At 75.7% G+C, this 24,580-nt stretch carries 21 protein-coding genes; 9 read left to right on the forward strand and 12 right to left on the reverse strand.

From position 1 onward, the window contains the following. Nucleotides 1-8 precede the first annotated feature (8 nt). Genes IE106_RS25875 through IE106_RS25885 form a run of 3 tightly spaced genes read left to right on the forward strand, consistent with a single transcriptional unit; the run spans nucleotide 9 to nucleotide 3,021 of the window. Nucleotides 9-1,265 carry an extracellular solute-binding protein gene (locus tag IE106_RS25875; protein ID WP_189537631.1) on the forward strand — a complete coding sequence of 419 codons (1,257 nt, stop codon included), beginning with the start codon at nucleotides 9-11 and terminating at the stop codon, nucleotides 1,263-1,265. Beyond that, nucleotides 1,262-2,218 carry a carbohydrate ABC transporter permease gene (locus IE106_RS25880; RefSeq protein WP_189537632.1) on the forward strand — a complete coding sequence of 319 codons (957 nt, stop codon included), beginning with the start codon at nucleotides 1,262-1,264 and terminating at the stop codon, nucleotides 2,216-2,218. The genes IE106_RS25875 and IE106_RS25880 overlap by 4 nt, the downstream gene beginning before the upstream one ends. After that, entirely contained in the window at nucleotides 2,218-3,021 is an 804-nt protein-coding gene (locus IE106_RS25885; protein ID WP_189537633.1) for a carbohydrate ABC transporter permease, read from the forward strand. Before IE106_RS25880 ends, IE106_RS25885 begins: the two co-directional genes overlap by 1 nt. 66 nt (nucleotides 3,022-3,087) lie before the next feature. On the opposite strand, the gene IE106_RS25890 is transcribed toward IE106_RS25885, so the two are convergent. Then, nucleotides 3,088-4,074, reverse strand: coding sequence for an LLM class flavin-dependent oxidoreductase (locus IE106_RS25890; RefSeq protein WP_189537634.1), 987 nt, complete (start codon nucleotides 4,072-4,074; stop codon nucleotides 3,088-3,090). A gap of 88 nt (nucleotides 4,075-4,162) precedes the next feature. On the opposite strand from IE106_RS25890, the gene IE106_RS25895 reads away from it, so the two are divergent. Beyond that, a complete protein-coding gene (locus IE106_RS25895) occupies nucleotides 4,163-5,140 on the forward strand; it encodes a dihydrodipicolinate synthase family protein (protein ID WP_189537635.1) in 978 nt (325 codons plus the stop codon). A gap of 13 nt (nucleotides 5,141-5,153) precedes the next feature. Here IE106_RS25895 and IE106_RS25900 read toward each other — a convergent pair whose 3' ends face one another. After that, nucleotides 5,154-6,290, reverse strand: coding sequence for a DegT/DnrJ/EryC1/StrS family aminotransferase (locus IE106_RS25900; protein WP_189537636.1), 1,137 nt, complete (start codon nucleotides 6,288-6,290; stop codon nucleotides 5,154-5,156). Nucleotides 6,291-6,419: 129 nt separating this feature from the next. Here IE106_RS25900 and IE106_RS25905 point away from each other — a divergent pair, with 129 nt between their 5' ends. The 4 genes from IE106_RS25905 to IE106_RS25920 all read left to right on the forward strand — a co-directional run bounded on the left by IE106_RS25905 (nucleotide 6,420) and on the right by IE106_RS25920 (nucleotide 12,109). Further along, the gene (locus IE106_RS25905; RefSeq protein WP_189537637.1) at nucleotides 6,420-7,649 is read left to right on the forward strand and encodes a response regulator; all 1,230 of its coding nucleotides are present in this window, start codon (nucleotides 6,420-6,422) and stop codon (nucleotides 7,647-7,649) included. 221 nt (nucleotides 7,650-7,870) lie between these two features. Next, nucleotides 7,871-8,968: a mandelate racemase/muconate lactonizing enzyme family protein gene (locus IE106_RS25910; RefSeq protein ID WP_189537638.1), complete on the forward strand. Its 1,098-nt coding sequence runs from the start codon at nucleotides 7,871-7,873 to the stop codon at nucleotides 8,966-8,968. Between the two features lie 282 nt (nucleotides 8,969-9,250). Then, nucleotides 9,251-10,783 carry an FUSC family protein gene (locus IE106_RS25915; RefSeq protein ID WP_189537639.1) on the forward strand — a complete coding sequence of 511 codons (1,533 nt, stop codon included), beginning with the start codon at nucleotides 9,251-9,253 and terminating at the stop codon, nucleotides 10,781-10,783. Between the two features lie 312 nt (nucleotides 10,784-11,095). After that, complete coding sequence (locus tag IE106_RS25920) at nucleotides 11,096-12,109, forward strand: lactonase family protein (protein WP_189537700.1); 1,014 nt, start codon at nucleotides 11,096-11,098, stop codon at nucleotides 12,107-12,109. A 76-nt stretch (nucleotides 12,110-12,185) separates the two neighbouring features. Here the strand turns inward: IE106_RS25920 and IE106_RS25925 are convergent, their stop codons facing one another. The 9 genes from IE106_RS25925 to IE106_RS25965 form a co-directional block, all read right to left on the reverse strand. Next, nucleotides 12,186-13,106 (reverse strand): sirohydrochlorin chelatase, encoded by a 921-nt coding sequence (locus IE106_RS25925; RefSeq protein ID WP_189537640.1) that lies wholly within the window; start codon nucleotides 13,104-13,106, stop codon nucleotides 12,186-12,188. An 87-nt stretch (nucleotides 13,107-13,193) separates the two neighbouring features. Continuing rightward, the gene (locus tag IE106_RS25930; protein WP_189537641.1) at nucleotides 13,194-14,234 is read right to left on the reverse strand and encodes a BadF/BadG/BcrA/BcrD ATPase family protein; all 1,041 of its coding nucleotides are present in this window, start codon (nucleotides 14,232-14,234) and stop codon (nucleotides 13,194-13,196) included. Further along, on the reverse strand, nucleotides 14,231-14,908 hold the full coding sequence (locus IE106_RS25935; protein WP_189537642.1) for a uracil-DNA glycosylase: 678 nt from the start codon (nucleotides 14,906-14,908) through the stop codon (nucleotides 14,231-14,233). Before IE106_RS25935 ends, IE106_RS25930 begins: the two co-directional genes overlap by 4 nt. A gap of 35 nt (nucleotides 14,909-14,943) precedes the next feature. Beyond that, a complete protein-coding gene (locus tag IE106_RS25940; RefSeq protein ID WP_189537643.1) occupies nucleotides 14,944-16,029 on the reverse strand; it encodes a WD40/YVTN/BNR-like repeat-containing protein in 1,086 nt (361 codons plus the stop codon). Between the two features lie 146 nt (nucleotides 16,030-16,175). Further along, on the reverse strand, nucleotides 16,176-17,525 hold the full coding sequence (locus IE106_RS25945) for an FAD-dependent oxidoreductase (protein ID WP_189537644.1): 1,350 nt from the start codon (nucleotides 17,523-17,525) through the stop codon (nucleotides 16,176-16,178). A gap of 85 nt (nucleotides 17,526-17,610) precedes the next feature. Then, complete coding sequence (locus IE106_RS25950) at nucleotides 17,611-18,216, reverse strand: TetR/AcrR family transcriptional regulator (protein WP_189537645.1); 606 nt, start codon at nucleotides 18,214-18,216, stop codon at nucleotides 17,611-17,613. 142 nt (nucleotides 18,217-18,358) lie between these two features. Further along, nucleotides 18,359-19,051: an HAD family hydrolase gene (locus IE106_RS25955; RefSeq protein ID WP_189537701.1), complete on the reverse strand. Its 693-nt coding sequence runs from the start codon at nucleotides 19,049-19,051 to the stop codon at nucleotides 18,359-18,361. 17 nt (nucleotides 19,052-19,068) lie between these two features. After that, nucleotides 19,069-19,770, reverse strand: a complete 702-nt coding sequence (locus tag IE106_RS25960; protein ID WP_189537646.1) for a phosphatase PAP2 family protein — start codon at nucleotides 19,768-19,770, stop codon at nucleotides 19,069-19,071. Between the two features lie 64 nt (nucleotides 19,771-19,834). Beyond that, nucleotides 19,835-20,770 (reverse strand): M56 family metallopeptidase, encoded by a 936-nt coding sequence (locus IE106_RS25965; protein WP_189537647.1) that lies wholly within the window; start codon nucleotides 20,768-20,770, stop codon nucleotides 19,835-19,837. A 540-nt stretch (nucleotides 20,771-21,310) separates the two neighbouring features. Between IE106_RS25965 and IE106_RS25970 the strand changes: the two genes are divergently transcribed. Continuing rightward, nucleotides 21,311-21,859 carry a GNAT family N-acetyltransferase gene (locus IE106_RS25970; RefSeq protein ID WP_189537648.1) on the forward strand — a complete coding sequence of 183 codons (549 nt, stop codon included), beginning with the start codon at nucleotides 21,311-21,313 and terminating at the stop codon, nucleotides 21,857-21,859. On the opposite strand, the gene IE106_RS25975 is transcribed toward IE106_RS25970, so the two are convergent. Continuing rightward, nucleotides 21,843-24,455 carry an ATP-dependent Clp protease ATP-binding subunit gene (locus IE106_RS25975; RefSeq protein WP_189537649.1) on the reverse strand — a complete coding sequence of 871 codons (2,613 nt, stop codon included), beginning with the start codon at nucleotides 24,453-24,455 and terminating at the stop codon, nucleotides 21,843-21,845. The two genes, IE106_RS25970 and IE106_RS25975, sit on opposite strands and share 17 nt — an antisense overlap. Nucleotides 24,456-24,580 lie beyond the last annotated feature (125 nt).

A 24,580-nucleotide genomic window follows, 5' to 3' on the forward strand; every position in this document is an offset into this window, starting at 1 on the left:
GGCCCTTCATGACGACAGGATCCAAGCGCGCCCTCGCTCCCCTCGCCCTCCTCACCGCGGCCTCCCTGCTGGCCGGCTGCGGCGGGGACGGCGGGTCGGAAGCGAACGACGTCACCGTCTGGATGTACCCCGTCATCGCGGACCCCAAGGCCAACTCCGCCTACTGGGACCAGGTCGAGAAGGACTTCGAGACGGCCCACCCCGGCACCACGGTCACCATCGAGGAGCAGCCCTGGGAGAACCGCGACGAGAAGCTCGCCACCGCCTTCGGCAGCGGCAAGGGCCCCGACGTGGTGCTGCTCAACCCGGACCAGGTCCCGCAGTACCTCGGCAACGGCGCCCTGCGCCCCGTGGACAAGGCCGTCGAGGGCATCAAGGAATCGTTCCTGCCCAACGCGCTCGACGCGCTCACCCACGACGGCAAGCTCTACGCGGTGCCGATCTACCACACCGTCACCACGACGCTGTACAACAAGAGGCTCCTCGACCGGGCCGGCATCGACAAACCGCCCGCCACCTGGGACGAGGTCAAGGCCGCAGCGCCCAAGCTGAAGCGCGTCGGGGCCGCCACCCTCGACTACTCGGCGAGCAACGAGGCGACCCTCAACCTCAACTTCTACCCGCTGCTGTGGCAGGCGGGCGGCACGGTGTTCTCCGAGGACGGCAAGAAGGCCGCGTTCAACGGGCCCGAGGGCGTCGCCGCCCTCACCTTCCTCACCGACCTCTACAAGGCGGGCGCCGTCCCCAGGTCGGCCCTCACCAACACCAACATCTTCGCCGACCACCCCCTGGGCAAGCAGCAGGTCGCCATGGGCTTCTCCAGCACCCTCGCCGACGCCGACCTGGCCCGCAAGACCTGGGGCGCCGGGAACGTGGTCGTCGGCAAGCCCCTGCGCAACGCCGAGCAGGTCTCCTTCGGCGTCCCCGGCGGCCTCGGCGTGAACGCCAAGGCCCGCAACGTCGCGGGCGCGGAGAAGTTCCTCGCCTTCATGGCGGGACCGGCCCGCATCCAGAGCCTCGGCAAGGCGAGCGGCTTCCTCTCCCCGCGCACCGACGTGACGGTGCCCAGCGACGACCCGCACGCCAAGCGGTTCCAGGAGGCCCTGCCGTTCGCCTACCCCGGTGAGCCCAGCCCCGTCGCCCGCCAGCTGATGGCCCTGATCGCCCCCGAGATCCAGGCCGCGCTCACCGGGCGCAAGAGCCCCCGGGAGGCCCTGGACGCGGCGGCCGCCCAGGCCGACGACCTGCTGGCACGGCAGCGTTGACGGCGGGCACGGCCGGCGAGCGAACCGCCCCGACCCCCGAGCCCGTCGCCGTTCCCGGCCCGCCCCTCCCGGCGGGCCGGCCGGCCCGGCCGGTCCGCCGCCGCGAGGCGCGCGTCGGGCTGCTGTTCGTCGCGCCGATGCTGCTGCTGTTCGTGGTCTTCCGGTTCGGCCCGACGATCGGCGCCGCGTTCCTGTCGCTCACCGACTACCGGCTCAGCGGCGACTGGCGGTTCATCGGCGCCGAGAACTACGCCCGGCTCCTCCAGGACGACCTCTTCTGGTCCAGCCTCGGCGTCACGGCCCTGTACACCCTGTTCTTCGTGCCGCTGACGGTCGGCCTCTCGCTCGGCACGGCGCTGCTGCTGCACCGCACGGTGTGGCTGCGCGGCTTCTTCCGCGGCGTGTTCTTCCTGCCGTACGTCACCAGCATCGTGCTCGCCGCCGTCATCTGGAAGTGGATCTACGACGTCGAGGACGGCCTGCTCAACGCGGTGCTCGGCGTGCTGTCCCTGGGCCCCGTCGACTTCCTCGGCGACGAGCGCCTCGTCCTGCCCGCCATCGCGGCCACGTCCGCCTGGAAGGGCTTCGGGTACTCGATGCTGATCCTCCTCGCCGGACTCCAGTCCATCCCGCGCGAGGTCACCGAGGCCGCCGTCATCGACGGCGCCACCGGCTGGCGGCGGCTGCGCTGGGTCACGCTGCCGCTGCTGCGCCCCGTGCTGTTCTTCGTCCTCGTCATCGAGGCGATCGGGGCGTTCCAGGTGTTCGACGCGATGTACGTGATGACGGCGGGCGGCCCGGTGCGCGCCAGCTACCCGCTCGTGTACTTCCTGTACGACACCGGTTTCAAGTTCTTCGACTTCGGCTACGCGAGCGCGCTGGGGCTGGTCCTCTTCCTGGTGGTCCTGGTGTTCTCCCTGATCCAGCGCCGGCTGATCGGACGGGACGAGTGATGGCGAGACTCCGGCTGCCGGTGCTGCTGGTCCTAGTGGCGCTGGTGACGATGACGCCCTTCGCGGTGATGGTGCTGGTCGCGTTCGCGCCGCCGGGCGGCAGGACCCTGCCGGGCGCCTTCGACCTGACGAGGGCGACGTGGGAGAACTTCTCCGCCGTGCTGTCCGGCGCCGATGTCACCCGCTGGGCGGCCAACTCCCTGGTGTACTCGCTCGTGTCGGTCGTGCTGATCCTGCTGTTCTCCTCCATGGCCGGATACGCCTTCGCCAAGAAGCGGTTCCCGGGGCGCGAGGTGCTGTTCTGGTCGTTCCTGGCGACGCTGATGGTGCCGTTCCAGGCGACGCTCATCCCGTACTTCGTCCTCGTCTCCCGGCTCGGCGGCGTGGACACGTACTGGGGTCTGATCGTGCCCACCCTCGCCAACTCGCAGGCCGTCTTCCTGATGCGGCAGTTCATCGCGCAGCTGCCCGACGAGCTGTTCGAGGCCGCGAAGATCGACGGGGCGTCCGAGTGGCGGATCTACACCACCGTCGTCCTCCCGCTCATCACGCCGGTCCTGGCGACCCTCGGCGTCTTCGTCTTCCTGTGGCACTGGAACGACTTCCTGTGGCCGCTCGTCATCGGCCAGTCCTCCGCGATGCGGACCCTCACCGTCGGCCTGGCCACGCTGGAGGGGGAGAACGTGGCCGTCAACCAGGTCATGGCCGGGGCCACCATCACGGTCCTGCCCTGCCTGCTGGTCTTCGGCCTCCTCCAGCGCTACCTGACGGACTCCATCGCGACGACCGGCCTCAAGTCCTGACGGGCCTCGGGTCCCGACGGGCCTCAAGCCCTGACCGGACCCGGACCTGCGTCCGGGTCCCGGCCGTCACGCGGTCCGCAGCCGCGGCAGGACGTCCGTGCCGTACGCCTCGATGGCGCGCAGCGCGTCCGCCTGCGGCATGCCGGGCGGCTGGACGCGCAGGACGACGCCGTCCGCGCCCATCGCCGCGTAGTGGCCGAGCCGGTCGGCGCACTCCTCGGGCGAGCCGATCACCGACCGGGCCGCGACGTCCTCCCACTCCTGCGCGTACCGCTCCGCGTCCGCCGAGGTGCGCTTCCAGTCACCGTACGCGTCGTACAGGCCGCGCAGCGGCTCCTCCAGCGCGGCCCGCGCCAGCTGCGTGGTGGGCGCGCAGTAGCCCTCGCGGCAGACGATGACCTCCGCGCCCAGACTGGCCGCGCCCCGCGGGTACGCCAGGTACTCGGCGATCTTGCCGGGCAGCTCCGCGTCCAGCTCGTTGAACGACGTCGTCCAGCCGTCGCACATCCGCGCCGTCCGCTCCAGCGCGGCGGACACCCGCCCGCCGTTCCAGATCCGCGGGCGCGGGCTCTGCACCGGGCGGGGGGAGAGGAACGCCCCGTCCAGGGAGGTGAAGCGGCCCTCGTGGTCGACCTCGTCCTCGGTCCACAGCCGCGTCACCAGCTCCAGGCACTCCTCGAACCGCGGCACCCGCTCCTGCGGCCGGGTGCCGTACAGCGTGAACTCCTCGGGCCGGTAGCCGAGGACGAAGCCGGCCGTCAGCCGGCCGCCGGACAGCACGTCGACGTGGGCGAGGGTCTCCGCGAGCCACACCGGGTGGTACACGGGGGCGATCAGCCCGGCGGTGGCGAGGCCGATCCGCTCGGTGTGCGCCGCGAGGTACGCCAGCGACGTGACGGCCTCGTGGTAGCCGGGGCGGTGCAGGTGCCGCTCGCCGAGCACCACCCAGGCGAAGCCCGCCTGCTCCGCCAGCCGCACCTGCTCCACCGCGTCGGCGAGCCGCGGCCGGTCGGCCTTGTCGGCGTACAGGTTGACGTAGAGGCCGAGGCGCATGGCACCGGTTCCTTCCTTTACGGTCCGGGCCGTAAAGGCTAGCGTGAACGCGCACCGTGGCGACAGACCGTCAGACAGGGGGCCGTCCATGTCCGCTACCGAGGAACTCGCCGGGCGACTGCGCGGCACCGTCCTGCCCGCCGTGCTCACCCCCATGGACGCCTCCGGGGCCGTCGCCCTGCCGGCCCTGCGCCGTTACGCCGAGCGGATCGCCGCCGAACGGGTCGGCGGCGTCGCCGTGTGGGCGCACACCGGGCGGGGGCTGCACCTGACGGCGGCCGACCGGCGGCGGGTGCTGGCGCTGTGGCGGGAGACCGTGGACGTCCCGGTCGTCGCCGGGGCGGGCGTACCGCGCGCGCTGCGGGGCGCCTCCCTGGAGGACGCCGAGGACGCCGCGGTCGCGATGGCGGCGGAGGCCGCCGAACTGGGCGCCGACGCCGTGATGGTGTACCCGGTGGCCCGTCACCACGGGCTGCCCGACGCGGTGGAGCGGGCCGTGCGGCTCCACGAGCGGGTGGCGCGGGCGAGCGGGCTGCCCGTGTTCGGCTTCTTCCTCCACGCGGAGGCGGGCGGCTACCCGTACTCCCCGGAGCTGATCCGGCGGCTGCTGGACCTGCCGTCGGCGGCCGGCATCAAGATCGCCACGCTGGACCGGGCGGTGGACTGCCAGGACGCCGTCCGGGCGGCGGAACGGAGCCGCGCGCTGATCGTGACCGGCGAGGACCGCATGTTCGGCCCGTCGCTGATGTGGGGGGCCGACACGGCGCTGGTCGGCATCGCCGCCGCCCGCGCGGGCCTGACCGCCGCCGTGCTCGACGCGTGGACGGCCGGGGACGCCGCCGGGTTCCTCCGGGCGTCGGGGCGGTTGGACCGGTTCGCCGAGGTCACGTTCCACGCCCCCATCGAGGGCTACGTGCAGCGGATGCTGTGGGCCGCCGTGTGGGAGGGCGCGATCCCGGAGGAGGCCGCCTTCGACCCGTACGGGCCGCCGCTGCCGGACGCCGAGCGGCGCGCCGTCGTCACCTGCCTGGAGCGGCTGGCCGAGGAGGACGACGCCGCCGCCTGACCCCCGCGCGGCCTCACCCCGCCGCCGCCCGCTGGTGGGCGCGGCGCAGGGCGCGGGCGATCCGGTCCACGTGGTCCGGCGTGTACGCCTCGTTCCAGGGCAGCGCCAGCAGCGTGCGGCCGATCAGCTCCTCGGCGCGCGGGCACAGCCCCGGGCGGCCGCCCGGCACCGCCGGGTTGGCGTACAGCGGGCGCTCCAGGTAGCCGGGCAGCGCCGGCACGCCCTGGGCCGCGAGCTCCTCCGCCCAGCGGGCGTTGTCGCCGACCAGCAGCGGGAACATCCACCACGCGTGCCCCGCCGGCCGCCCGGCGAGCGCCACCCCGTCCAGCCCCTCCAGCGCGGCGAGCAGCCGCCCGGCCGCCTCGCGCCGGGCCCGTACGACGCCCCCCACCTTGCGCAGCTGGGCCCGCGCCACGGCCGCGACCAGCTCCGGCATCCGGTAGTTGAGCCCCATCTCGCGGTGGATGCGCCCCTCCGAGCGGTCCCAGCCCTTGTCCATGAACAGCCGCATCCGCCGGGCCCGCTCCGGGTCGCCCGTCACGACGAGGCCGCCGTCGCCCGCCGTGATGTGCTTGAACTGCTGGAGGCTGAGGCAGGCGACGTCGCCGACCGTGCCGAGCAGCCGCCCCGACGCGTCCTCGCCCAGCCACGCCTGCGCGCAGTCCTCGACCAGCGGCAGCCCGTGCCGGTCGCACACCTCCCGCAGCCGCGCCACGTCCGCCGCCCCGCCGAACAGGTGCACGGCGATCACGGCCTTCGTCCGGGGCGTGATCGCGGCCTCCACGGCGTCCGGGTCCAGGTTGCCGTCCCCGGCGCGCACGTCCGCGAACACCGGCCGCGCGCCCTGCGCCAGGACCGGCGCGACCGTGCCGAAGTCCGAGACGGGCGTCGTGACCACCTCGTCGCCCGGACCGACCCCGCACGCCGCGACCGCCAGGTGCAGCGCCGCCGTGCCGGAACTGCACGCCACCGCGTGCGGCCGGCCGTACAGCGCCGCCGTCTCGGCCTCCAGCGACCGCGCCTCGGTGCCGAACGCGCTGCACAGCACCGCCGAGTCCAGGACCCGCAGCACCGCCGCGCGCTCCTCCTCGCCGATCGTCCGGCCGAGCGGCCCGAGCACCGTGGGCAGGGGGGTTTCCCGTTCGGGCATCGGGTTACTATCCTTCCGCCAGACACGCGATTATGGTCTGGGCCGAAATTAGGGCCCCTCGTGGACGGGCGTCAACCAGCCCCGCGGGAGCACTCCGCACCACTACGGAAGACGAACGGAGACCGGCCGATGGCGCTCACGGTCGGCGTGATAGGCCCCGAGGACCTGGTGGACAGGGTCGTCGCGGTCGGCGGCGAGGCCGGGTCCGCCCGGCTGCGCGCCCTGCCCTACCGGCACGAGGACGAGACGCCCGACGTGGTCCGCGACGCGGGACCCCGCGTCGACGCCCTGCTGTTCACCGGCGTCGTCCCGTACACCCTCGCGGCCGGCGCGGGCCTGGTCGACCGGCCCGCCATGTACGTCCCGTACAGCGGCGCGACGCTGCTGCGGGCGCTCGTCGAACTGCTCCGGCTGGGCCACGACGTGTCCCGCATCTCCATCGACACGCTCGGCCGCGCCGACGTGACGGAGACGCTCGTCGAGGCCAGGCTGCCCACCGACCACGTCCGCGTCCTGCCCTACCGGCCCGGCCTCACCTCCCAGGACCTCGTCGACTTCCACCTCGCCGCGCACGACCGGCACCGCACCACCGTCGCCCTCACCTGCCTGGGCTCCGCCTACCACCAGCTGGAGCACCGCCTCCCCGCCGTACGGCTCGCCCCGTCCCGCCACTCCATACGCGCGACCCTCCAGGCGCTCGTCCTCGCCACCACCGGCGCGCACAGCGGCGACGCCCAGGTCGCCCTCGGCATCGTCGACCTGCCGGCCGCCGACGAGGAACTCGCCGCGGACCTCGCCGTCCTGGGCGGCAGCCTCGCCGGGCTGCCGGACGGCAGCCGCCTGGCGGTGACCACGCGGGGCGCGCTGGAGAAGGCCACCGACCAGTTCACCCGCTTGCCGTTCCTCGACGGGCTCGCCGCCCGGCACGGCTCCGCCCACGTCGGCTTCGGCCTCGGCCGGACCGCCGCCGAGGCGGAGGCCCTGGCCCGGCGGGCCGTGAACCGGGCCCGCTCCGTCGGACCGGTCGCCGGCGTCGTCTGCATGAAGGACGACGTCGACATCGTCATCGCCCACGACACGGAGGGCGACGTCCGGCCCGCCGCCGAGGAGAGCACCGGACTGCTCGCCCGACGCGCCGGCCTCAACCCGCAGACCCTGGAGCGGCTGCGGGAGCTGGTCGCCGCCGAGGAGGAGCCCGGCATCACCGCGCACCGCGTCGCCGAGCACCTCGACGTCCAGCAGCGCACCGCCCGGCGCATCCTCAAGCGCCTGGAGCGCGCCGGGGTCGCCGTCCCCGTCGGCAGCCGGCAGGAAGGACGCACCGGCCGCCCGCCCATCGTCTACCGAGTACGTCTGTAGGGAGTGTCTTCGAAGTGGCGTCGTTCGCCCGCAGGGCGGGCCGGGCGGCGTCTGGTGCGTGCGATCGCAAGGCGGAGGAGGGAGCCACTGCGGAGCATTGGCGACCGACGACAACGCGGCGAGCGTGCGTGCCAGGCGTCGGTCGGCAGACGGGACTTCGAAGACACGACCTAGGCCCGACGCCCCGACCGGCGGCGGGGGCCGCGACCCGGAGGAGCCGCGTGAAGATCGACTCGATTCGCAGCCATGTCGTCCAGGCCCCCTACCGACGCCCCTTCGCCATCAGCAGCGGGACCAGCCCCGCCCTCGTCAGCCTCGTCGTCGAGGTGCGCGCCGACGACGGCGTCACCGGCTACGGCGAGGCGTCGCCCATGACCGCGTACACGGGGGAGACCCTCGACGGGCTGCGCGCCGCGCTCACCGGCCACGTCGCCCCCGCCCTCCTCGGCCGCGACCCGCGCGACCTCGCCGGCGCCCACGCCGCCATGGACGCGGCGATCCGCGGCCAGCACCTGGCCAAGGCCGCCCTCGACCTCGCCCTGCACGACCTCGCCGGCCGCGCCGCCGGCTGGCCCGTCCACCTGCTCCTGGGCGGGCGGCTGCGCACCGAGGTGCCCACCACCTGGGTGGTCGGCCTCGGCACGCCGGAGGAGATGACCAAGGAGGCCGCCGAGTACGCCGCGCGCGGCTTCACCCACGTCAAGGTCAAGGGCGGCGAGGACCCGGACCGCGACGTCGCGCTGGTCCGGGCCGTCCGCGCCGCCGTCCCGGACGGCGTTGAGCTCTCCCTCGACGCCAACGAGGGCTACGACCCGTCCACCGCCGCCCGCACCGTGGCGCGGCTCGGCGAGGAGGGCCTCGACCTGGTCGAGCAGCCGCTGCCGCGCTGGGACCTCGCCGGGATGGCCGCGCTGCGCGGCCGCGGCGGGCCCCGGGTGATGGCGGACGAGTCGCTGCAGTCGCTGCACGACGCCATGGAGATCGTCCGCCGCGGTGCCGCCGACGTCCTCAACATCAAGGTCCTCAAGGTGGGTGGACTGCACCGGGCCCGCCAGGTCGCCGCGCTCGCGGAGGCCGCCGGCCTCGCCGTGAAGATCGGCTCCATGCCGGAGCTGGGCGTCGCCACCCTCGCGGCCGCCCACCTCGCGGCCGCGCTGCCCCACGCCACCGTCCCCGCCGACCTCGTCGGGCCCCTGCTCGTCGACGACGAACCGCTCGCCCCGGCCGCCTTCGCCGGCACCGCGGACACCGGCCGGGTCGCCCTGCCGGACCTCCCCGGCCTCGGCCACCGGCTGACGAAGCTCCCCGGCCGCCCGTGACCGCCGCGGACCGGCCGCGCACGTCGTGATCCGTTGGCCCCGGGCCGGCCGAACGGAGCCGGCTCCGACTGGGCCAATGGTCCAGTGATCGGGGTCGCGGTTGAGCCACCGCCGCGGCGGATGCTTTTCTTGTCATATCCACGTATCAGCGGCGCCGCGCAGCGCCGGACGGCGACGAGGCCGGATCCGGACCGCGGTGCCTTCGTCGTGCATCCGGACGCCCACCACCCCCGGGCGCCTCCGCCGCCGACGAGAGCAACACAGGGGGGCGGTACCACCGTCATGAAGAGGATCTTCGTGGCCCCGGACCCGGGGCGCCTCAGGCTGAGGAACGCGACCCGGGCCGTCCTCGGCATCGGACTCGCCGTCGCCGCCGCCGAGCTGGCCGGCCTGTCGCTGACCGCGTCCATCACCGGCGGACTCGCCGCGCTGCTCGCCCTCTTCACCGTCACCGACGGCACCGTCCGCGCCCAGCGCGTCACCACCGCGCTGCTGCCCGCCGCCGGATTCCCCGTGCTCGCCCTCGCCACCGTCCTGCGGGACCTGCCCCTCGGCCGGGACGCCGCGTTCCTCGCCGTGGTCTTCTGCGGCGTCTACGCCCGGCGCTGGGGGCCGCGCGGCCACGCGCTCGGCATCTTCGCGTTCATGCAGTTCTTCGTGGTGCAGTTCCTCCACGCCGCCCCGGCGCAGCTGCCCGAGCTGTACCTCGCCGCGGGCATCGCCCTGGTCGCGGCCGGCGCCGTGCGGTTCGTCCTGTGGCCGATCGAGCGCCGGACCCCGCCGGCCGCCGCGCCCGCGCCGCTGCCCGGGCGCGGGCTGGCCCGGCCGACCACCCGGCAGGCGTTCCAGACCACCGTCGCCTGCGCCTTCGCCCTGGCCGTGGGCCAGGTCCTCTCCGAGGAGCGCTGGTACTGGGCGGTGGGCACCACCTGGTGGATCTTCGTCAACACCGCGTCGCGCGGCGAGACCCTGGTCCGGGGCTTCCGCCGCGTCCTGGGCACCGTCGTCGGCATCCTCGCCGGGCTGGTGGTCGCCCTGCCGCTGCACGGCGCGCCCGCCCCGACGGCGGCCCTCGTCGCCGTGTGCGTCTTCGGCATCTTCTACACGGCCCCCGTCTCGTACAGCTGGATGATGCTCGCCGTGACGGTGATGGCCGGGCTCCTGTACGGGCTGCTCGGCGTGCTCACCCCGGGCCTGCTCGTCCTGCGGGCCGCCGAGACCGGGGTCGGCGCGCTGTTCGCGGCGCTCGCGGTGACCTTCGTCCTGCCGGTCACCACGCACGCCACCAACGACGCCTGGATCCAGCGGGCGCTGCTGGCCGTGCGCCGCTGCACCGCCGAGGCCGCCGAACGGCTCGCCGGCTCGCCCACCGCCGACCCGGCCCCGCACGCCGCCGAGCTGGAGGTGCTGCTGGGACGGGTACGGCTCGCCCTGGCGCCGCTCGTCCACCCGCTGAGCCCGTTCCGCGACCGCAAGGCCCGCGCCCGCCAGGTGCTCGCCCTGCTCGACGACTGCGCCCGCGAGGTGCGGGGGCTGGCCGCGGTGGCCGCCGACCCGGACGCCAGCCACGACGCCCGGCTCGCCGCGGCGTGCTGGCGGGTCGAGGCCGCCGTGGAGGCCCTGCTCACGCGCGAACGGGCCCGCGACGCGGCCGACCGCGAGACGGCCGCCGAGACCGCCGCCCCCGCCCCCGCGGCGTCCGAGCCGCTCCGGGCGGCGCCGGCGCTGGCGCACCTGCACGGCCTGGAACGGCTGCTCGCCGAGCTCGACGGACCGCTGCGCACGGCGCCCCGCTCCCCCCTGGTGCGTTCCTGACCCGACGCGCCCCCGCCTGACGGGCTTGGTCTAGACCGCAGCTGCTAGCGTCGTCCTCGCAACGCCAGGAACGGCCACGGGGGAGGGGCAGCGGTGGAGCGGCACGGGGACCGGGGTACGCGGCGGACGGCCGCCGGCACGACGGGCGGCGGCACGGCGGGCGGTCGCGCGGAGGGCGGTCGCGCGGAGGGCGGGGGTACGGCGTCCGGTGGTACGGGGTCCGGTGGTACGACGGGTGGCGGCACGGCGGCCGGTCGCGCGGAGGGCGGGGGTACGGCGCCGGGCGGCCCGCCCGCGCCCCGGCGGGCCTTCATCGGGTCCTTCACCTCGGCGGGAGGCCGCGGCGTCACCGCCGCCACCGTCGACGGGGCGACCGGCGCGCTGACGCCCACCGGCGCCACCGACGTGGTGGCCGACCCGTCCTTCCTGGCCCTCGGGCCCGACGCCGCCGTGCTGTACGCGGTCTCCGAGACCGACGAGGGCACCGTCGCCGCGTTCGACGTCACCGGCCCGGCGCCCCGCCTCATCCGCGCCCCCGAGCCCGTGTGCGGGGCCGGGCCGACCCACCTCGCGTACACCGCCGGCCACGTGGTGGCCGCGCACTACGGCTCCGGCGGCGTCAGCGCCCAGCCGGTCCTCCCGGACGGCGCGCCGGGCCCGGTCACGGGGCTGGTCCGGCACCGGGGCGGCGGGCCCGACCCGGACCGGCAGGCCGCCCCGCACGCCCACCAGGTGCGGCCCGCGCCGGACGGCCGTTGGCTGCTCACCGTGGACCTCGGCACCGACTCCGTGCGCGTCTGCGCCCTCGACGGGGCCACCGGGGAGCTCACCGTCCACGGCGAGACCCCCCTGCGCTCCGGCAGCGGCCCGCGCCACCTCGCCTTCCACCCGGCCGGCGGCCACGTGTACGTCCTGGCGGAACTGGCGCCGACGCTCACCGTGTGCCGCTGGGACGGCCGTACGGGCGTCCTGGAACCCGTGGCGGAGGTGCCCGTGCGGCCGGCGGGCGCGGCGGGGCCCGGCTACCCGTCCGGGCTCGTCGTGAGCCCCGACGGGCGGTTCGTGTGGGCCGCCGTGCGGGGCGACGACACGATCGCCGTCCTCCAGCTCGACGAGAGCGGCGAGCGGCCCCGCCTGGTCGCCGCGGTGCCCTGCGGGGGCCGCTGGCCGCGCGACCTCGTCGCCGACCCCGCGGGACGGCGGCTGTACGCGGCCAACGAGCGGTCCGGCGACGTGACGTGGTTCGACGTCGACCCGCTGACCGGCGTCCCCTCCCGCGCGGGCGCGGTGGCCGCCCCGGCCGCCTCCTGCGTGGTCCTCGCCTGAACGCGGGGGGCCCGCACGGCGCGCGACACGCGCGGTGCGGGCCCTCCCGTACGGGTGCCTCCCCGGCCGGGGCCGGTCAGTGGGCCGGAGCCCCCTGCTGCTGCTGCGGGGAGATGCCCAGCAGCGCCATGTAGCCCGACAGCGCCAGCCGGCCGATCGCCGGGTACGCGCCCAGCGGCTCGGCGGCCGGGCAGCCCGCGGCCTTGGTCGCCTCGTCCAGCAGCCCCGGGGCCAGCTCCGGGCCGACCAGGTACGGGGCGACCGCGAGCTGGGCCGAACCGGCGTCGCGCAGCTGCGCGGCGACCGCCGCGACCGACCCCTCCTGGTCCAGGGCCGCCGCCATCACCGGCACGGCCAGCCGCGCCGCCAGCAGCATGCCCGTGATCCCGGCGGCCTGCACGGCCTCGGCGCCGCCCGTCGTCGCCAGCACGATGCCGTCGGCCGCCGTGGTGACCGTGAACAGCCGCGCCCGGTCGGCGCGGGCCAGGCCGGCCTCGGAGAGGCGCACGTGCAGCGCCTCGGCCAGCAGCGGGTGCGGGCCCAGCACGTCGGTCAGCTCGGCCGGCGCGCCGCTGTCGGAGACGGCCTGCCGTATCCGGTCCGTCAGCGCGGCGTCCGGGCCGACCAGCAGCGGCACGACGACGGCGGCCGGGCCCTCGGGCTCGGCGACCTCGCGGCCGGCCGCCCTGGCCAGCTCGTACCGCTCCACACGGAGCGCCGCGGCCCGCCGCAGGACCCCGGCCAGCGACACGTACTCGGTGTCGTCCCCGTCCAGGAAACCGACCGCGGCCTCCAGGCCCGGCAGCTCGGAGCGCGCGATGCTCACGAGTTCCTCCGCCAGGCCGCGCGCGGCGGCGGAGGGCTCGCCGGGGACGGCGAGGACGAGTGCGGGCGCGCCTTCGGGCGCCGCCACGGGTTCGGGGCGACGGTGCCGCCCGGGCTGGCGGGGGCGTGGCATTCGTACAGGCAGGCCAGCGGGCCCAGTGGGGGAGCTCATGGCGCCGCATGCTACTGGTTTTGCCCGCCCCGCTGTTCGGGGAGGGGGTGTTCCCGCCCCCAATGAGCATTTTGTCGGAAGGGTCGGTCAGTCGCCGTATGTGTCCAGCAGACCGGGCTCGCGCGGCAGCGCCGGCGCGTCCGCGGCGAGCGCGGCGGCGATCGCCAGCGCACCGGACAGCGGATCGCCGGCCGCCGACACCGGCCGCGCGCCCGGCAGCCGGCGAGCCAGCTCGTCGCGCAGGGGGACGAGCAGGGGATCGCCGATCCGGAACAGGCCGCCCGTCAGGGCCACGTCGCCGACGCCCCCCGCCGGGTGCACGGCGGCCGCGGCCTCGGCGATGTGCCGTGCCGCGCGGGCGAGGACGTCCGCCGCGACCGGGTCGTCCGCCGCACGGCGGGCCACCTCGGGGGCGAAGGAGGCGAGGACGGCGGCCCGGTCGGGGCGCGGGTACAGTTGTCCGGGCAGCCCGGCCACGGGCCCGAACAGGGCCTCGGCGCGGGCCAGGAGGCCGGGGGAGCCGCCGCGCCGCCCGTCGTGGGCGCGCAGCGCCGCCTCCAGGCCGGCCCGGCCGATCCAGGCGCCGCCGCCGCAGTCGCCCAGCAGGTGCCCCCACCCGTCGGCCCGGCGCCAGCGCAGCAGGTCGGTGCCGAGCGCGACGAGGCCGGTGCCTGCGGCGACCACCGTGCCGGGCGCGCGTCCCAGGGCGCCCGCGTACGCGGTCACGGCGTCGGAGGCCAGCGCGAGCCGCCGCACGCCCAGCGCGTCGCGCAGCGCGCCGGGCAGCACGGCCCGCAGCCGGTCCCCGAGGCCCGCCATCCCGGCGGCCCCCACGGCGACGGCGGCGGGCCGCCGCCCGTCCGCCCCCGCCTCGGCCAGCAGGGTCCGGGCGACGGGCACCAGCCGCTCCAGCAGCCACTCGGCGTCGATGCCGCCGGGCCCGGTGGGCACCGGGGTGTCGAAGGACCGCGCGGCCGCCGTCCGGACCGGGGGGCCCGCCGCCGCCGCGCCACTGCCCGCCGTGCCGCCGCCGGCCGTCCGGGCGGCGTCGTCCACCGCGCCGAGGGCGACGCGGAAGCCCGAGCCGCCCGAGTCGACGCCCAGGACCCACGCGCCGCCCGGGATCACGGCAGGCGCCAGTCGACCGGCTCCGCCCCCTGACGCAGCAGCAGGTCGTTCGTACGGCTGAAGGGACGCGAGCCGAAGAAGCCGCGGTCCGCCGACATGGGGGAGGGGTGCGCCGACTCGATGGCCGGGAGGTCGCCCAGGAGCGGCCGCAGATTGCGGGCGTCGCGCCCCCACAGCACCGACACGAGCGGCTTGCCGCGCGCCGCGAGGGCCCTGATGGCCTGTTCGGTGACCTCCTCCCAGCCCTTGCCGCGGTGCGCGCCCGGCTTGCGCGGCGCCGTCGTCAGGGCCCTGTTGAGCAGCAGCACCCCCTGCCGCGTCCAGGGCGTCAGGTCGCCGTCGGATGGCCGGGGCAGACCCAGGTCGGCGTGGAGTTCGCGGAAGATGTTCTCCAGGCTGCCCGGCAGCGGCCGCACGTCCGGCGCGACCGAGAAGCTCAGCCCCACCGCGTGCCCCGGTGTCGGATACGGGTCCTGGCCGACGATCAGGACCCTCACCTCGTCGAACGGCTGCTGGAACGCCCGCAGGACGTTCGCTCCGGCCGGTAGGTAGGTGCGCCCCGCGGCGATCTCCGCGCGGAGGAAGTCCCCCATCGCCGCGATGCGTTCGGCCACGGGGGCCAGGGCCTCGGCCCAACCGGGCTCGACGATCTCTCTCAACGGTCTTGCTGCCACGGCCGTCACTCTACTGGCGCATCCGGCCCCTTCCGTCACCCCACGACCGCGGCCCGTACGCACAGCACGTCCGGGAGGTGCGCGGCCAGTTGGCGCCAGCTGTCGCCGTCGTCGGCGCTGGCGAACACCTCGCCGTTGCGGTTGCCGAAGTAGAGGCCCGCCGGGTCGGCGCCGTCCGTGCACATCGCGTCGCGCAGCACCGTGCCGTAGTGGTCCTCCTCCGGGAGGCCCCGCGACAGCGCCTCCCAGCTGCCGCCCGCGTCACTCGTCCGGTACACCCGGCAGCGGCGGCCCGCCGGCACGCGGTCGGAGTCGGCGGCGATCGGGAAGACGTACGCCGTGTCCGCGTGCTTGGGGTGCGCGACGGCCGCGAAGCCGAAGTCGGACGGCAGCCCGGCCCCGATGTCGGTCCACGTGGCGCCGGAGTCGTCGCTGCGGTACACGCCCCAGTGGTTCTGCAGGTAGAGCCGGTCGGGGTCGCCGGCGTCCTGCGCGACCTTGTGCACGCACTGGCCGAACTTCGGGTGCGGGTCGGGCAGGAACACCGCCGACACCCCGTCGTTCGACGGCGACCAGGTCCCGCCGCCGTCGCGCGTGCGGAACACCCCGGCCGCCGACACCGCGACCGTCACCGCGTCGGGGTCGCGCGGGTCCGTCACCACCGTGTGCAGCGCCTCACCGCCGCCGCCCGGCTGCCACCGCGACCGCGTCGGGTGCTCCCACAACGGTCTGACCAGCTCGAACGTCTCTCCCTCGTCGTCCGACCGGAAGAGCGCAGCCGGCTCGGTGCCCGCGTACACCACGCCGGGCGCCGCCGGGCCCGCCGGGTGCAGCTGCCAGACCCGCTCCAGCGACGCGCCCGTCTCCCGGGGGAAGCCCACGGGCGCCTTCGCCGGCTCCGTCCAGGTGGCCCCCAGGTCGTCGGAGTGGAACACCGACGGCCCCCAGTGCGCGCTGTCCGCGCCCACCAGCAGCCGGGGCGTGGCCCGGCGCAGGTCGATGCCGACCGCGTACACGGCCTGTGCGGGGAAGTGGGGCCCGTCGAACTCCCACCGCCCGCCGCGTCGGCGGCCGGTGAAGAGGCCCTTGCGCGTGCCCACGGTCAGCAGTACGTCGGTCATGGCCGATACCTCCAGGACGCCTTCGTCGCGGATACGGGCCAGTGTGCACCCAGCCGCCGACAACGGCCCCCGGAGAGCCGCCCCCGCAGGTCGGCGCCCGTGCCCGCGCCGGGCCCCGGCGTCCGGACCGCCCGGCGCGGGCCCGCTCAGCCCCCGCCCGCAGCGGCCAGCAGCCCCGGCCAGTCGGGGATCTTCACCGGCCCGCGCCCCAGCGTCCTGCCCAGCGCCGCCTCCGCCTCCTCGATGGACAGCCAGCCCGGCCACTCCACCGGCCGCAGCCCCCACGCCCGCAGCACCGCGACCGGGTCGTCGGGCACGGTACGGCGGGCCAGCAGCGGGGCGTCCCGCAGGAGCGAGGCGGCGGTCTCCTTCGCGCACGGCCGGTTGGTGCCGATCACGCCGCTGGGCCCGCGTTTGATCCACCCCGACACGTACTCGCCCCGCGACGGCGCGCCGTCCCGCAGCACCCGCCCCGCCGCGTGCGGGACCGTCCCGCGCACCGGGTCGAACGGCAGCCCCTCCGGAGGCGCGCCCCGGTAGCCGACCGCCCGCAGCACGAGTCCCGCCGCGATCTCCTCGTACCTCCCCGTGCCGCGCACCCCGCCCGCCCCGTCCGGCTCCGTGCGCTCGAACCGCACCGCCGCCACCCGGCCGCCCTCGCCGAGGATCTCCACCGGGCGCAGGAAGAACCGCAGCCGGATCGAGCGCGCCGCGGGGTCGGGCACGGGCGGTGCCGCCGCCCACTCCCGGATCACCTCGACGTTGCGCCGGTTCACCGCCGGCAGCCCCGAGGGGTCGGCGTACGCCGGGTCCAGCGCCAGGTCCGCGGGCTCCACGCCGACCCGCGCGGACGGCAGCGTGCCCAGCTCCCGCAGCTCCTTGGTGGTGAAGCGGGCCTGGGAGGGGCCGCGCCGGCCCACCATGTGCACCTCGCGCACCCCGCTCGCCGCCAGCGCGCCCAGCGCGGACTGCGGCACGTCGGTGGGGCGCAGCTCCTCCGGCCCGCGGGCCAGGACGCGCGTCACGTCGACCGCCACGTTGCCGACGCCGACGACCACCGCCGACCGGCCGTCCAGCGCGAAGCCGAACGCCGACGCGTCCGGGTGGGCGCTGTACCAGGAGACGAAGTCGGTGGCCGAGAAGCTGCCCGCCAGGTCCTCGCCCGGCACGCCCAGCCGCCGGTCCCGCGCGGCGCCCACGCAGTACACGACGGCGTGGTACAGCTCCAGCAGCCGCTCCGGGGAGACGCCGCCCGCGCCGACGGGGACGTTGCCGACGAAGCCGATCCGCTCGTGCTCCAGCACCGCGCGGAGGTTGTTCTGCAGGGACTTGATCTTCTCGTGGTCGGGGGCCACCCCGTAGCGCACGAGCCCGTACGGACAGGGCAGCCGGTCCAGCACGTCCACCCGTACGTCGGGCACCAGCGTCTGCTCGACCAGTGACTGGGCGGTGTAGACCCCGCTGGGGCCCGAACCGACCACGGCGACACGAAGCACGGCACGCGCTCCTTCCCGCGGAGGACTCCAGCATCCCACCGCCGGCGGCGGCGCGGGAGGTCCCGCACGCCCCCGGGGCCGCCGCCTACGGCCGTCCGCCCTCCGGCGGCGAGCCCAGCTCCCAGTCGAGGCCGTACCGCTGGAACAGCTCCGCCCTCAGCCGGGCGGGTGACATCGGGGCGCCCGGCAGCAGCACGGCGAAGACGGCGCCCATCAGCAGCGCCCGCAGCAGCGGGTAGTCCGCGTCCAGGTCGGGCGTCCCGTACCGGGCGAGGGTGTCGCGCAGGAGCGCGGCGAGCCGCTGCTGCTCCGGGCAGCGCACGAACCCCTCCGCCTGGAGGATCCCGGCCATGTGCGTCCGCATCAGCAGCGGCCGTTCCACGGCCAGGCCGAGGACCGCGTCGATCGCCCGTGCCAGCCGCTCGCGCCCGTCCTCGGTGCGCGGCTCGCGCTCCAGGGCCGACGCCAGCGTCATGTGCATCAGGCGGTGGACGGCGGACTGGAGCAGCTGGCGTTTGCCGGGGAAGTAGTACGAGACCAGACCGCGTGCCGAGCCGGCCCGGTCGGCGATGTCCGCGAGCGTCGTCGCCTCGTACCCGCGTTCGGCCACGAGGTCGACCGTCGCCTGGAGGAGCCGCTCGCGGGATCGTCGACGGAGTTCCGCGTTGACCGATGCGCTCCGCGGGGACATGCTTGACTCCTGCGTTGATTGGCTCCGAGCCAATATACTCAGAGCGTCCTTGCCGACACGCAGCGCCTCGTCGGCCGGGAGAGTGTGTCATGCGGACCGGGCGACACGGGGGATCGCCCGGTCCGTGCCGGCACCGGGCGGGTCAGCCCACCAGGTCCAGCACCGGCCGCAGCCCGGCCGGCCGCTCGGCCCCCGGCAGGTGGTCCACGAAGCGCACCGCGCAGCCCAGCCGCGCGGCCCCGCCGTCCGCGTCCCGGTCGTCTCCCACCATCAGCGCCTCCCCGGGATCGACCCCGCCCAGCGCCTCCAGGGCCACCCGGAACAGCCGCGCGTCCGGCTTGCGGACGCGGTGCTCGTACGACAGGGCGTACGCGTCCACCAGGGCGCCCAGGCCGTGCGCGGCGAACACCGGGCGCGGGTCCCACCCGATGTTGCTCACCACGCCGACCGCGACGCCCCGCTCCCGCAGCCCGGTCAGCACCTCGACCGCGTCCGGGTACGGCGCCCACGCCTCCGGCCGCATGTGCCGCTCGTACAGCGCCTCGTACCAGGCGGGGTCGGGGAGCTCCACCTCCCGCGCCAGACCGGTGTACGCCCACCGGTGCCGCTCCGGGTCCAGGTCGCGCAGCTCCCACGCCCCGGCGAGGTGCGCGGGCAGGCGCCGCGGCGGCGCACCGCCCGGCTGCCCTCCGGACTCCTCCAGCGCGCGGACCCAGCCGGTGACGGTCCTCGCCGGGTACCGCGCGCCCGCGGCGTCGAGGACGGAGCCGAGCCAGCGGTCGGCGGGTTCGACGCGGAAGAGGGTGCCGGAGAAGTCGAAGAGCACACACGTGATCGCCATGCGGCGATCCTTCAGCGCGCCCCGTGCCCCGGCAAGACCGCCGTGCGCCTCCGTGCCGCCGCCCACCGCTCGTACGCCACGACCGCGGCCGCCACCAGGCAGGCCCCCAGCAGCCAGCCGGCCAGCACGTCCGAGGGCCAGTGCACGCCCAGGTACACCCGCGTCAGTCCCACTCCGGCCGTGGACACCGCCCCCGCCACCACCACCGGCCGCACCAGGGTCCGCCGGGCCGTCCGCGCCGCCACCCACCACAGCAGCCCGCACACGACGGCCGCGGTCATGGCGTGCCCGGACGGGAACGCCGCGAACTCCGCCGAGTCCACCGGGTCCGACCACTGCGGCCGCTCCCGGCCCACCAGCGCCTTCACCCCCTGCTGCACCACGGCCGCCACCGCGCACACCGCCACCAGCAGCCCCGCGGGCCCCCGCTCGCCGGCCCGCCACAGCGCCACCGCCACCACGGCCAGCAGGATGCGCAGGGTCAGCGGGTCCCACACCCAGTCGGACAGCACCCGCATGCCTTCCGTCAGCACCGGGCGGCGTACCGCCGTCGGGTGCAGTTCCTCCACCACGGCCCGGTCGAGGGCGAGCAGCGGAGCCCAGGCGAGGGCCACGAGCAGCAGCAGGGCGAGGGCCGCCGCGCCGCAGCCCACGGCCACGGCACGGACGAGCGGGAAACGGTCGACGGGTGGGGTGTGTGTGGGGGGACGCATATCGGGATCCTGCCCGGGGATCACCCGGGCAGACCGGTGACGTCGCCGTTCGGTCCGGCGCCGGTCAGGTCAGCGCGTTCAGCCCGGGTGCCAGCGCCACCAGCAGCGGCACGGCCGGTACGAGCGCGGCCGCCGCCGTCAGCCGCAGCCGCCGTCCCGGCGTGAGCCGCGGTTTCGCCGCCAGCAGCCGGGTCACCCGCTGCGGCACCTCGGCGTGGTGGGTCGGACACGCCCCGAACACGCCCCGGTCCTCGTTCAGCCCGACCAGTGCCAGCGCGATCGTCAGCCGCCCGAACCGCTTCGACGCCGAGTCGTCCGCGGCCAGCTCCACCAGCCGGTGCATCTCCGCGCGGAACGCCGCGAACACCGGGACGCGCGGGAATCCCGACGCGAGCGCCGCGGCGCAGTACAGCAGCCAGTCGTGCCGCGCCCGCGCGTGCCCCTGCTCGTGGGCGAGCACCGCGTCCAGCTGGCGTCCCTTCAGCCGCCGCAACGCCGCCGTGGTGATGATCAGTTGGGGCCGGGTGCCCGGCAGCCACCAGGCGTCGGGCCGGTCGCCCTCCAGCAGCACCAGCGGCCCCGAACCGGTCTCCTCACCCGGCAACAGCGGCGAGCGCACCAGCAGTTCGGCGCGCTGCCGCCTGCGCCACGCGCGGGCGTCGCGCACCTCGCGGGTGAGCATCGCCCCGGTCCACAGCCCGCCGCACGCCAGCAGCACCGCGAGCGCCGCCGACCAGGGGCCGAGCGCCCCCAGGGCGTACGCCTCCACGACCGCGGCCGGCGCCGTCGCGAACACCTGGCCGCGCACGACCTGCCAGGAGGCCGCCGCGCTGAACGTCATCGACAGCGCGAAACTGAGCAGCACCGCCGCCACCGCGCACTGCCACACCCACAGCGCGACGATCGGCTCGCGCTCCGGCCAGTCGGCCCGTGCGAGCAGGCGGGGGGCCACGACGGCGACCAGCACGCCGAGCGCGAGCAGCGCGAGGGAGACCCACATGGCGTCAGCCTATGAGCGTGACGCCGCTCATCGGCACCCGCGACCACGGAAGTGACGCACACCACGGCCCGAGCCCCCCCTGGACCCCGCCCCCCCGCGCCCGCTCCGGCCGGCCTCCCCCTCCACCGTCCCGGTCCCGCGGGTGCCGAGGCGGCGGGGTGCCCCGTGCCGGGGCGGACCTGCACCGGGAGGGACCCGTCCGGCGGCTCGTGGACCCGGAGCGGTGGGCGAGACCCGGGTGTCCCCCTGAGGGGCCGCGTTCTCTGCCGGGGAGGGGGGAGGGCGCTCATGCGGGCCGCTCGCGGGGTTGAGGGGCCACGCTCTGTGCCGGGGAGGGGGACGGCGCCCCCCTGTGGCGCTCGTGGAGCCGAAGGGGCGCGCGGGTGTCGACAGGCCGATCGCGCGCAGGCCCTGAGGAACGAAGGGTTGAGCACGTTCGGCCTGTCGACACCCGCTCACAGCGCCCCGGAGGCGGAACGAGCCAAAAAAACACAGCTAGGCTCAACCCTCGAACAAAGCGCCGAGGGGAGAACGCTCACGATGGACACCGCACCGCCGCAGGACGCCCGGGAGACCTACCGCGACGCCGTCGAGGCGGACGTCCCCGCGCTCGTCGCCCTCGTGGAGTCCGCCTACCGGGGTGACGCCAGCCGTGCCGGCTGGACCACGGAGGCCGACATCCTCGACGGTCAGCGCACCGATCCGGACGGTGTCCGCGCGGTCATCACCGCGCCGGGTTCGCGGCTGGTCGTGGTCGAGCGGGACGGTGCGCCGGTCGCGTGCTGCCAGTTGGAGCACCGCGGTGACGTGGCGTACTTCGGGATGTTCGCCGTGCGTCCGGGGGCGCAGGGTGGTGGGCTCGGCCGGCGTGTCCTGGCGCGGGCGGAGCGCCTGGCCCGTGAGGAGTGGGGCGTGCGGGAGATGCACATGACGGTGATATCCGTGCGCGAGGAGCTGATCGCCTGGTACGAGCGGCGCGGTTACCGCCGTACGGGACGGATGACGCCGTTCCCGTACGGCGACGAGCGCTTCGGTGTGCCGCGCCGCGACGACCTGGAGTTCGAGCTGCTCGTCAAGGAGCTGGGCTGATCCCGCCGGCCGGTTCGGGCGCCGTGTCGGGGCCTGGTTCCGTACGGAAGTCCAGGCGGCCGTCCGCCACGTCCACGCGGACCCGGCCGCCGGTGCCGAGCCGTCCGTCGAGCAGCAGCCGGGACAGCCGGTTGTCCACCTCGCGCTGGATCGTGCGGCGCAGGGGCCGGGCGCCGTACTCGGGTTCGTAGCCGCGGCGGGCCAGCCAGTCGACGGCCTGGGGGGCGAAGTCCACGGACACGTGCTGTGCCCGCATGCGGCGGCGGGTGTCCTCCAGCAGCAGGTCGGTGATCTGCCGCAGCTGCGTCTCGGTGAGCCGGCGGAAGACGACGATCTCGTCGATGCGGTTGAGGAACTCGGGCCGGAAGTGTTCGCGCAGCGGTCGCAGCACCCGGTCGCGGGCCGCCTCCTCGTCGTCCGCCCGGTCCGCGCCGAAGCCGAGGACGCCGCGTCCGGTGCCGATGGCCTCGGAGCCGAGGTTGCTGGTCATCACGATGACGGTGTTCTTGAAGTCGACGGTGCGGCCCTGCGAGTCCGTCAGCCGTCCGTCGTCGAGGACCTGGAGCAGGATGTTGAAGACGTCCGGGTGCGCCTTCTCCACCTCGTCGAGGAGGAGAAGCGAGTAGGGGTGCCGGCGGACCGCCTCGGTCAGCTGTCCGGCCTCCTCGTGGCCGACGTATCCGGGCGGGGCGCCCACCAGCCGGCTGACGGTGTGGCGCTCCTGGAACTCGCTCATGTCGAGCCGCACCATCCGCTCCTCGCTGCCGAACAGCGCGTCGGCGAGGGCGCGGGCCAGTTCGGTCTTGCCGACGCCGGTCGGGCCGAGGAACAGGAAGCTGCCGATGGGGCGGCGCGGGTCGGCGAGGCCGGCCCGCGAGCGGAGGACCGCCTCGGAGACCACCGACACCGCCTCGTCCTGGCCGACGACCCGTTCCCGCAGGTGCTGTTCGAGGCCGAGCAGCCGTTCCTTCTCCTCCTGGGTGAGCCGGCTGACGGGGATGCCGGTCTGCCGGCTGATGACCTCCGCGATGTCCTCGGCGGTCACCTCCAGGACCCGGTCGTCCCGCATCAGGGGTTCGCCCCGGCCCGCCTTGATGCGGTCCTGGATTTCCTGGATGCGGTCGCGCAGTTCGGTGGCCCGTTCGTACTGCTCGGCGGCGACGGCCTGGTCCTTGTCGCGGACGAGCTGCTCGGCCTCCCGTTCCAGGGCGCGTACGTCGGTGTCCTGCGAGCGGGAGCGCAGCCGGACCCGGGCGCCCGCCTGGTCGATCAGGTCGATGGCCTTGTCGGGCAGGAACCGTTCGGTGAGGTAACGGTCGGACAGTTCGACGGCGGCGCGCAGCGCGTCCTCGGCGTAGCGGACCTGGTGGTGCGCCTCGTACCGGTCGCGCAGTCCGCGCAGGATCTCCAGGGCGTCCTCGGGGCTGGGCTCGGGGACGAGGATCGGCTGGAAGCGGCGGGCGAGGGCGGCGTCCTTCTCGACGTGGCGGCGGTACTCCTCCAGGGTGGTGGCCCCGATGACGTGCAGTTCGCCGCGGGCGAGCGCGGGCTTGAGGATGTTGCCGGCGTCCATGGAGCCGCCCTCCGAGCCGCCGCCGCCCGCGCCGACGACGGTGTGGAGTTCGTCGATGAAGAGGACGAGCTCACCGGAGTGGGCGCGCACCTCCTCGATGATGGCGTTCATCCGTTCCTCGAAGTCGCCGCGGTAGCGGGTGCCGGCGACGACGCCCGTCATGTCGAGGGCGACGAGGCGCCGGCCGAGGAGCGTGTCGGGCACGTCGCCGTCGGCGATGCGCTGGGCGAGGCCCTCGACGACGGCGGTCTTGCCGACGCCGGCGTCGCCGACGAGGACGGGGTTGTTCTTGCCGCGCCGCGACAGCACCTCGACGGTCTGCTCTATCTCCTCCTCCCGGCCGATGACCGGGTCGATGCGGCCGGCGCGGGCGATGTCGGTGAGGTCGCGCCCGTACTTGTCCAGGGTCGGGGTGCCGTGCTGCGGTGCGGGGCGCTGGTCGGCGGCGGTGTTCTCCCAGCCGCCGGACGGCCCGCCGCGGGGGGTGGGGGTGCGGGAGGGCGGTCCGGGGACGGAGCCCGGGTCGAACCGGGCGGCGCGCAGGATGCGGCCGGCCGCCGAGTCGGGGTTGGCGGCCAGCGCGGCGAGGACGTGCTCGGGCCCGATGTAGGAGGCGCCGATGTTCCGGGCCAGGTCGTGGGCGTCGAGCAGGGCGCGCTTGACGGCGGGGGTGACGGCGATCCGGCCCTGCGGCGGGCCCTCGCCGGCCGTGCGGTCGATCTCGGCGGCCAGTTCGTCGGGGTCGGCTCCGGCCCGGACGACCAGGTCGCGCGTCGGCTCGGTGTCGAGTGCGGCGCGCAGCAGGTGTTCGGTCTCCAGGTCCGCGCTGCCGTGCTCGGCCGCGTAGGTGGCGGCGTCGTCCACCATGCGGCGGGCGGGCTCGCTCATCATCCGCGCGATGTCGATGTACCGGGGGCCGCGCCGGGCGGCCGAGGCGGCCGGGGTGCCCCCGAACAGGCGGGCCAGAAACTCACTGAACGGGTCGGGGCCGAAGCCCTCGGGTCCGAGGAATCCGTTGCTCATAGATGACCGTCCCAGTTGTCCCAGTCCGTCACTGTTCGTTCAGGATTCTCGCCGGTCACGGCAAAATCCAGCCACGCGGGTTCCCCCGGGATCGCCCGTTACACCCCGGGTCCGCGGGGTGGACC

The organism is Streptomyces roseolilacinus, assembly GCF_014649335.1.
In the GTDB taxonomy this organism is placed as follows: Bacteria; Actinomycetota; Actinomycetes; order Streptomycetales; family Streptomycetaceae; genus Streptomyces; species Streptomyces roseolilacinus.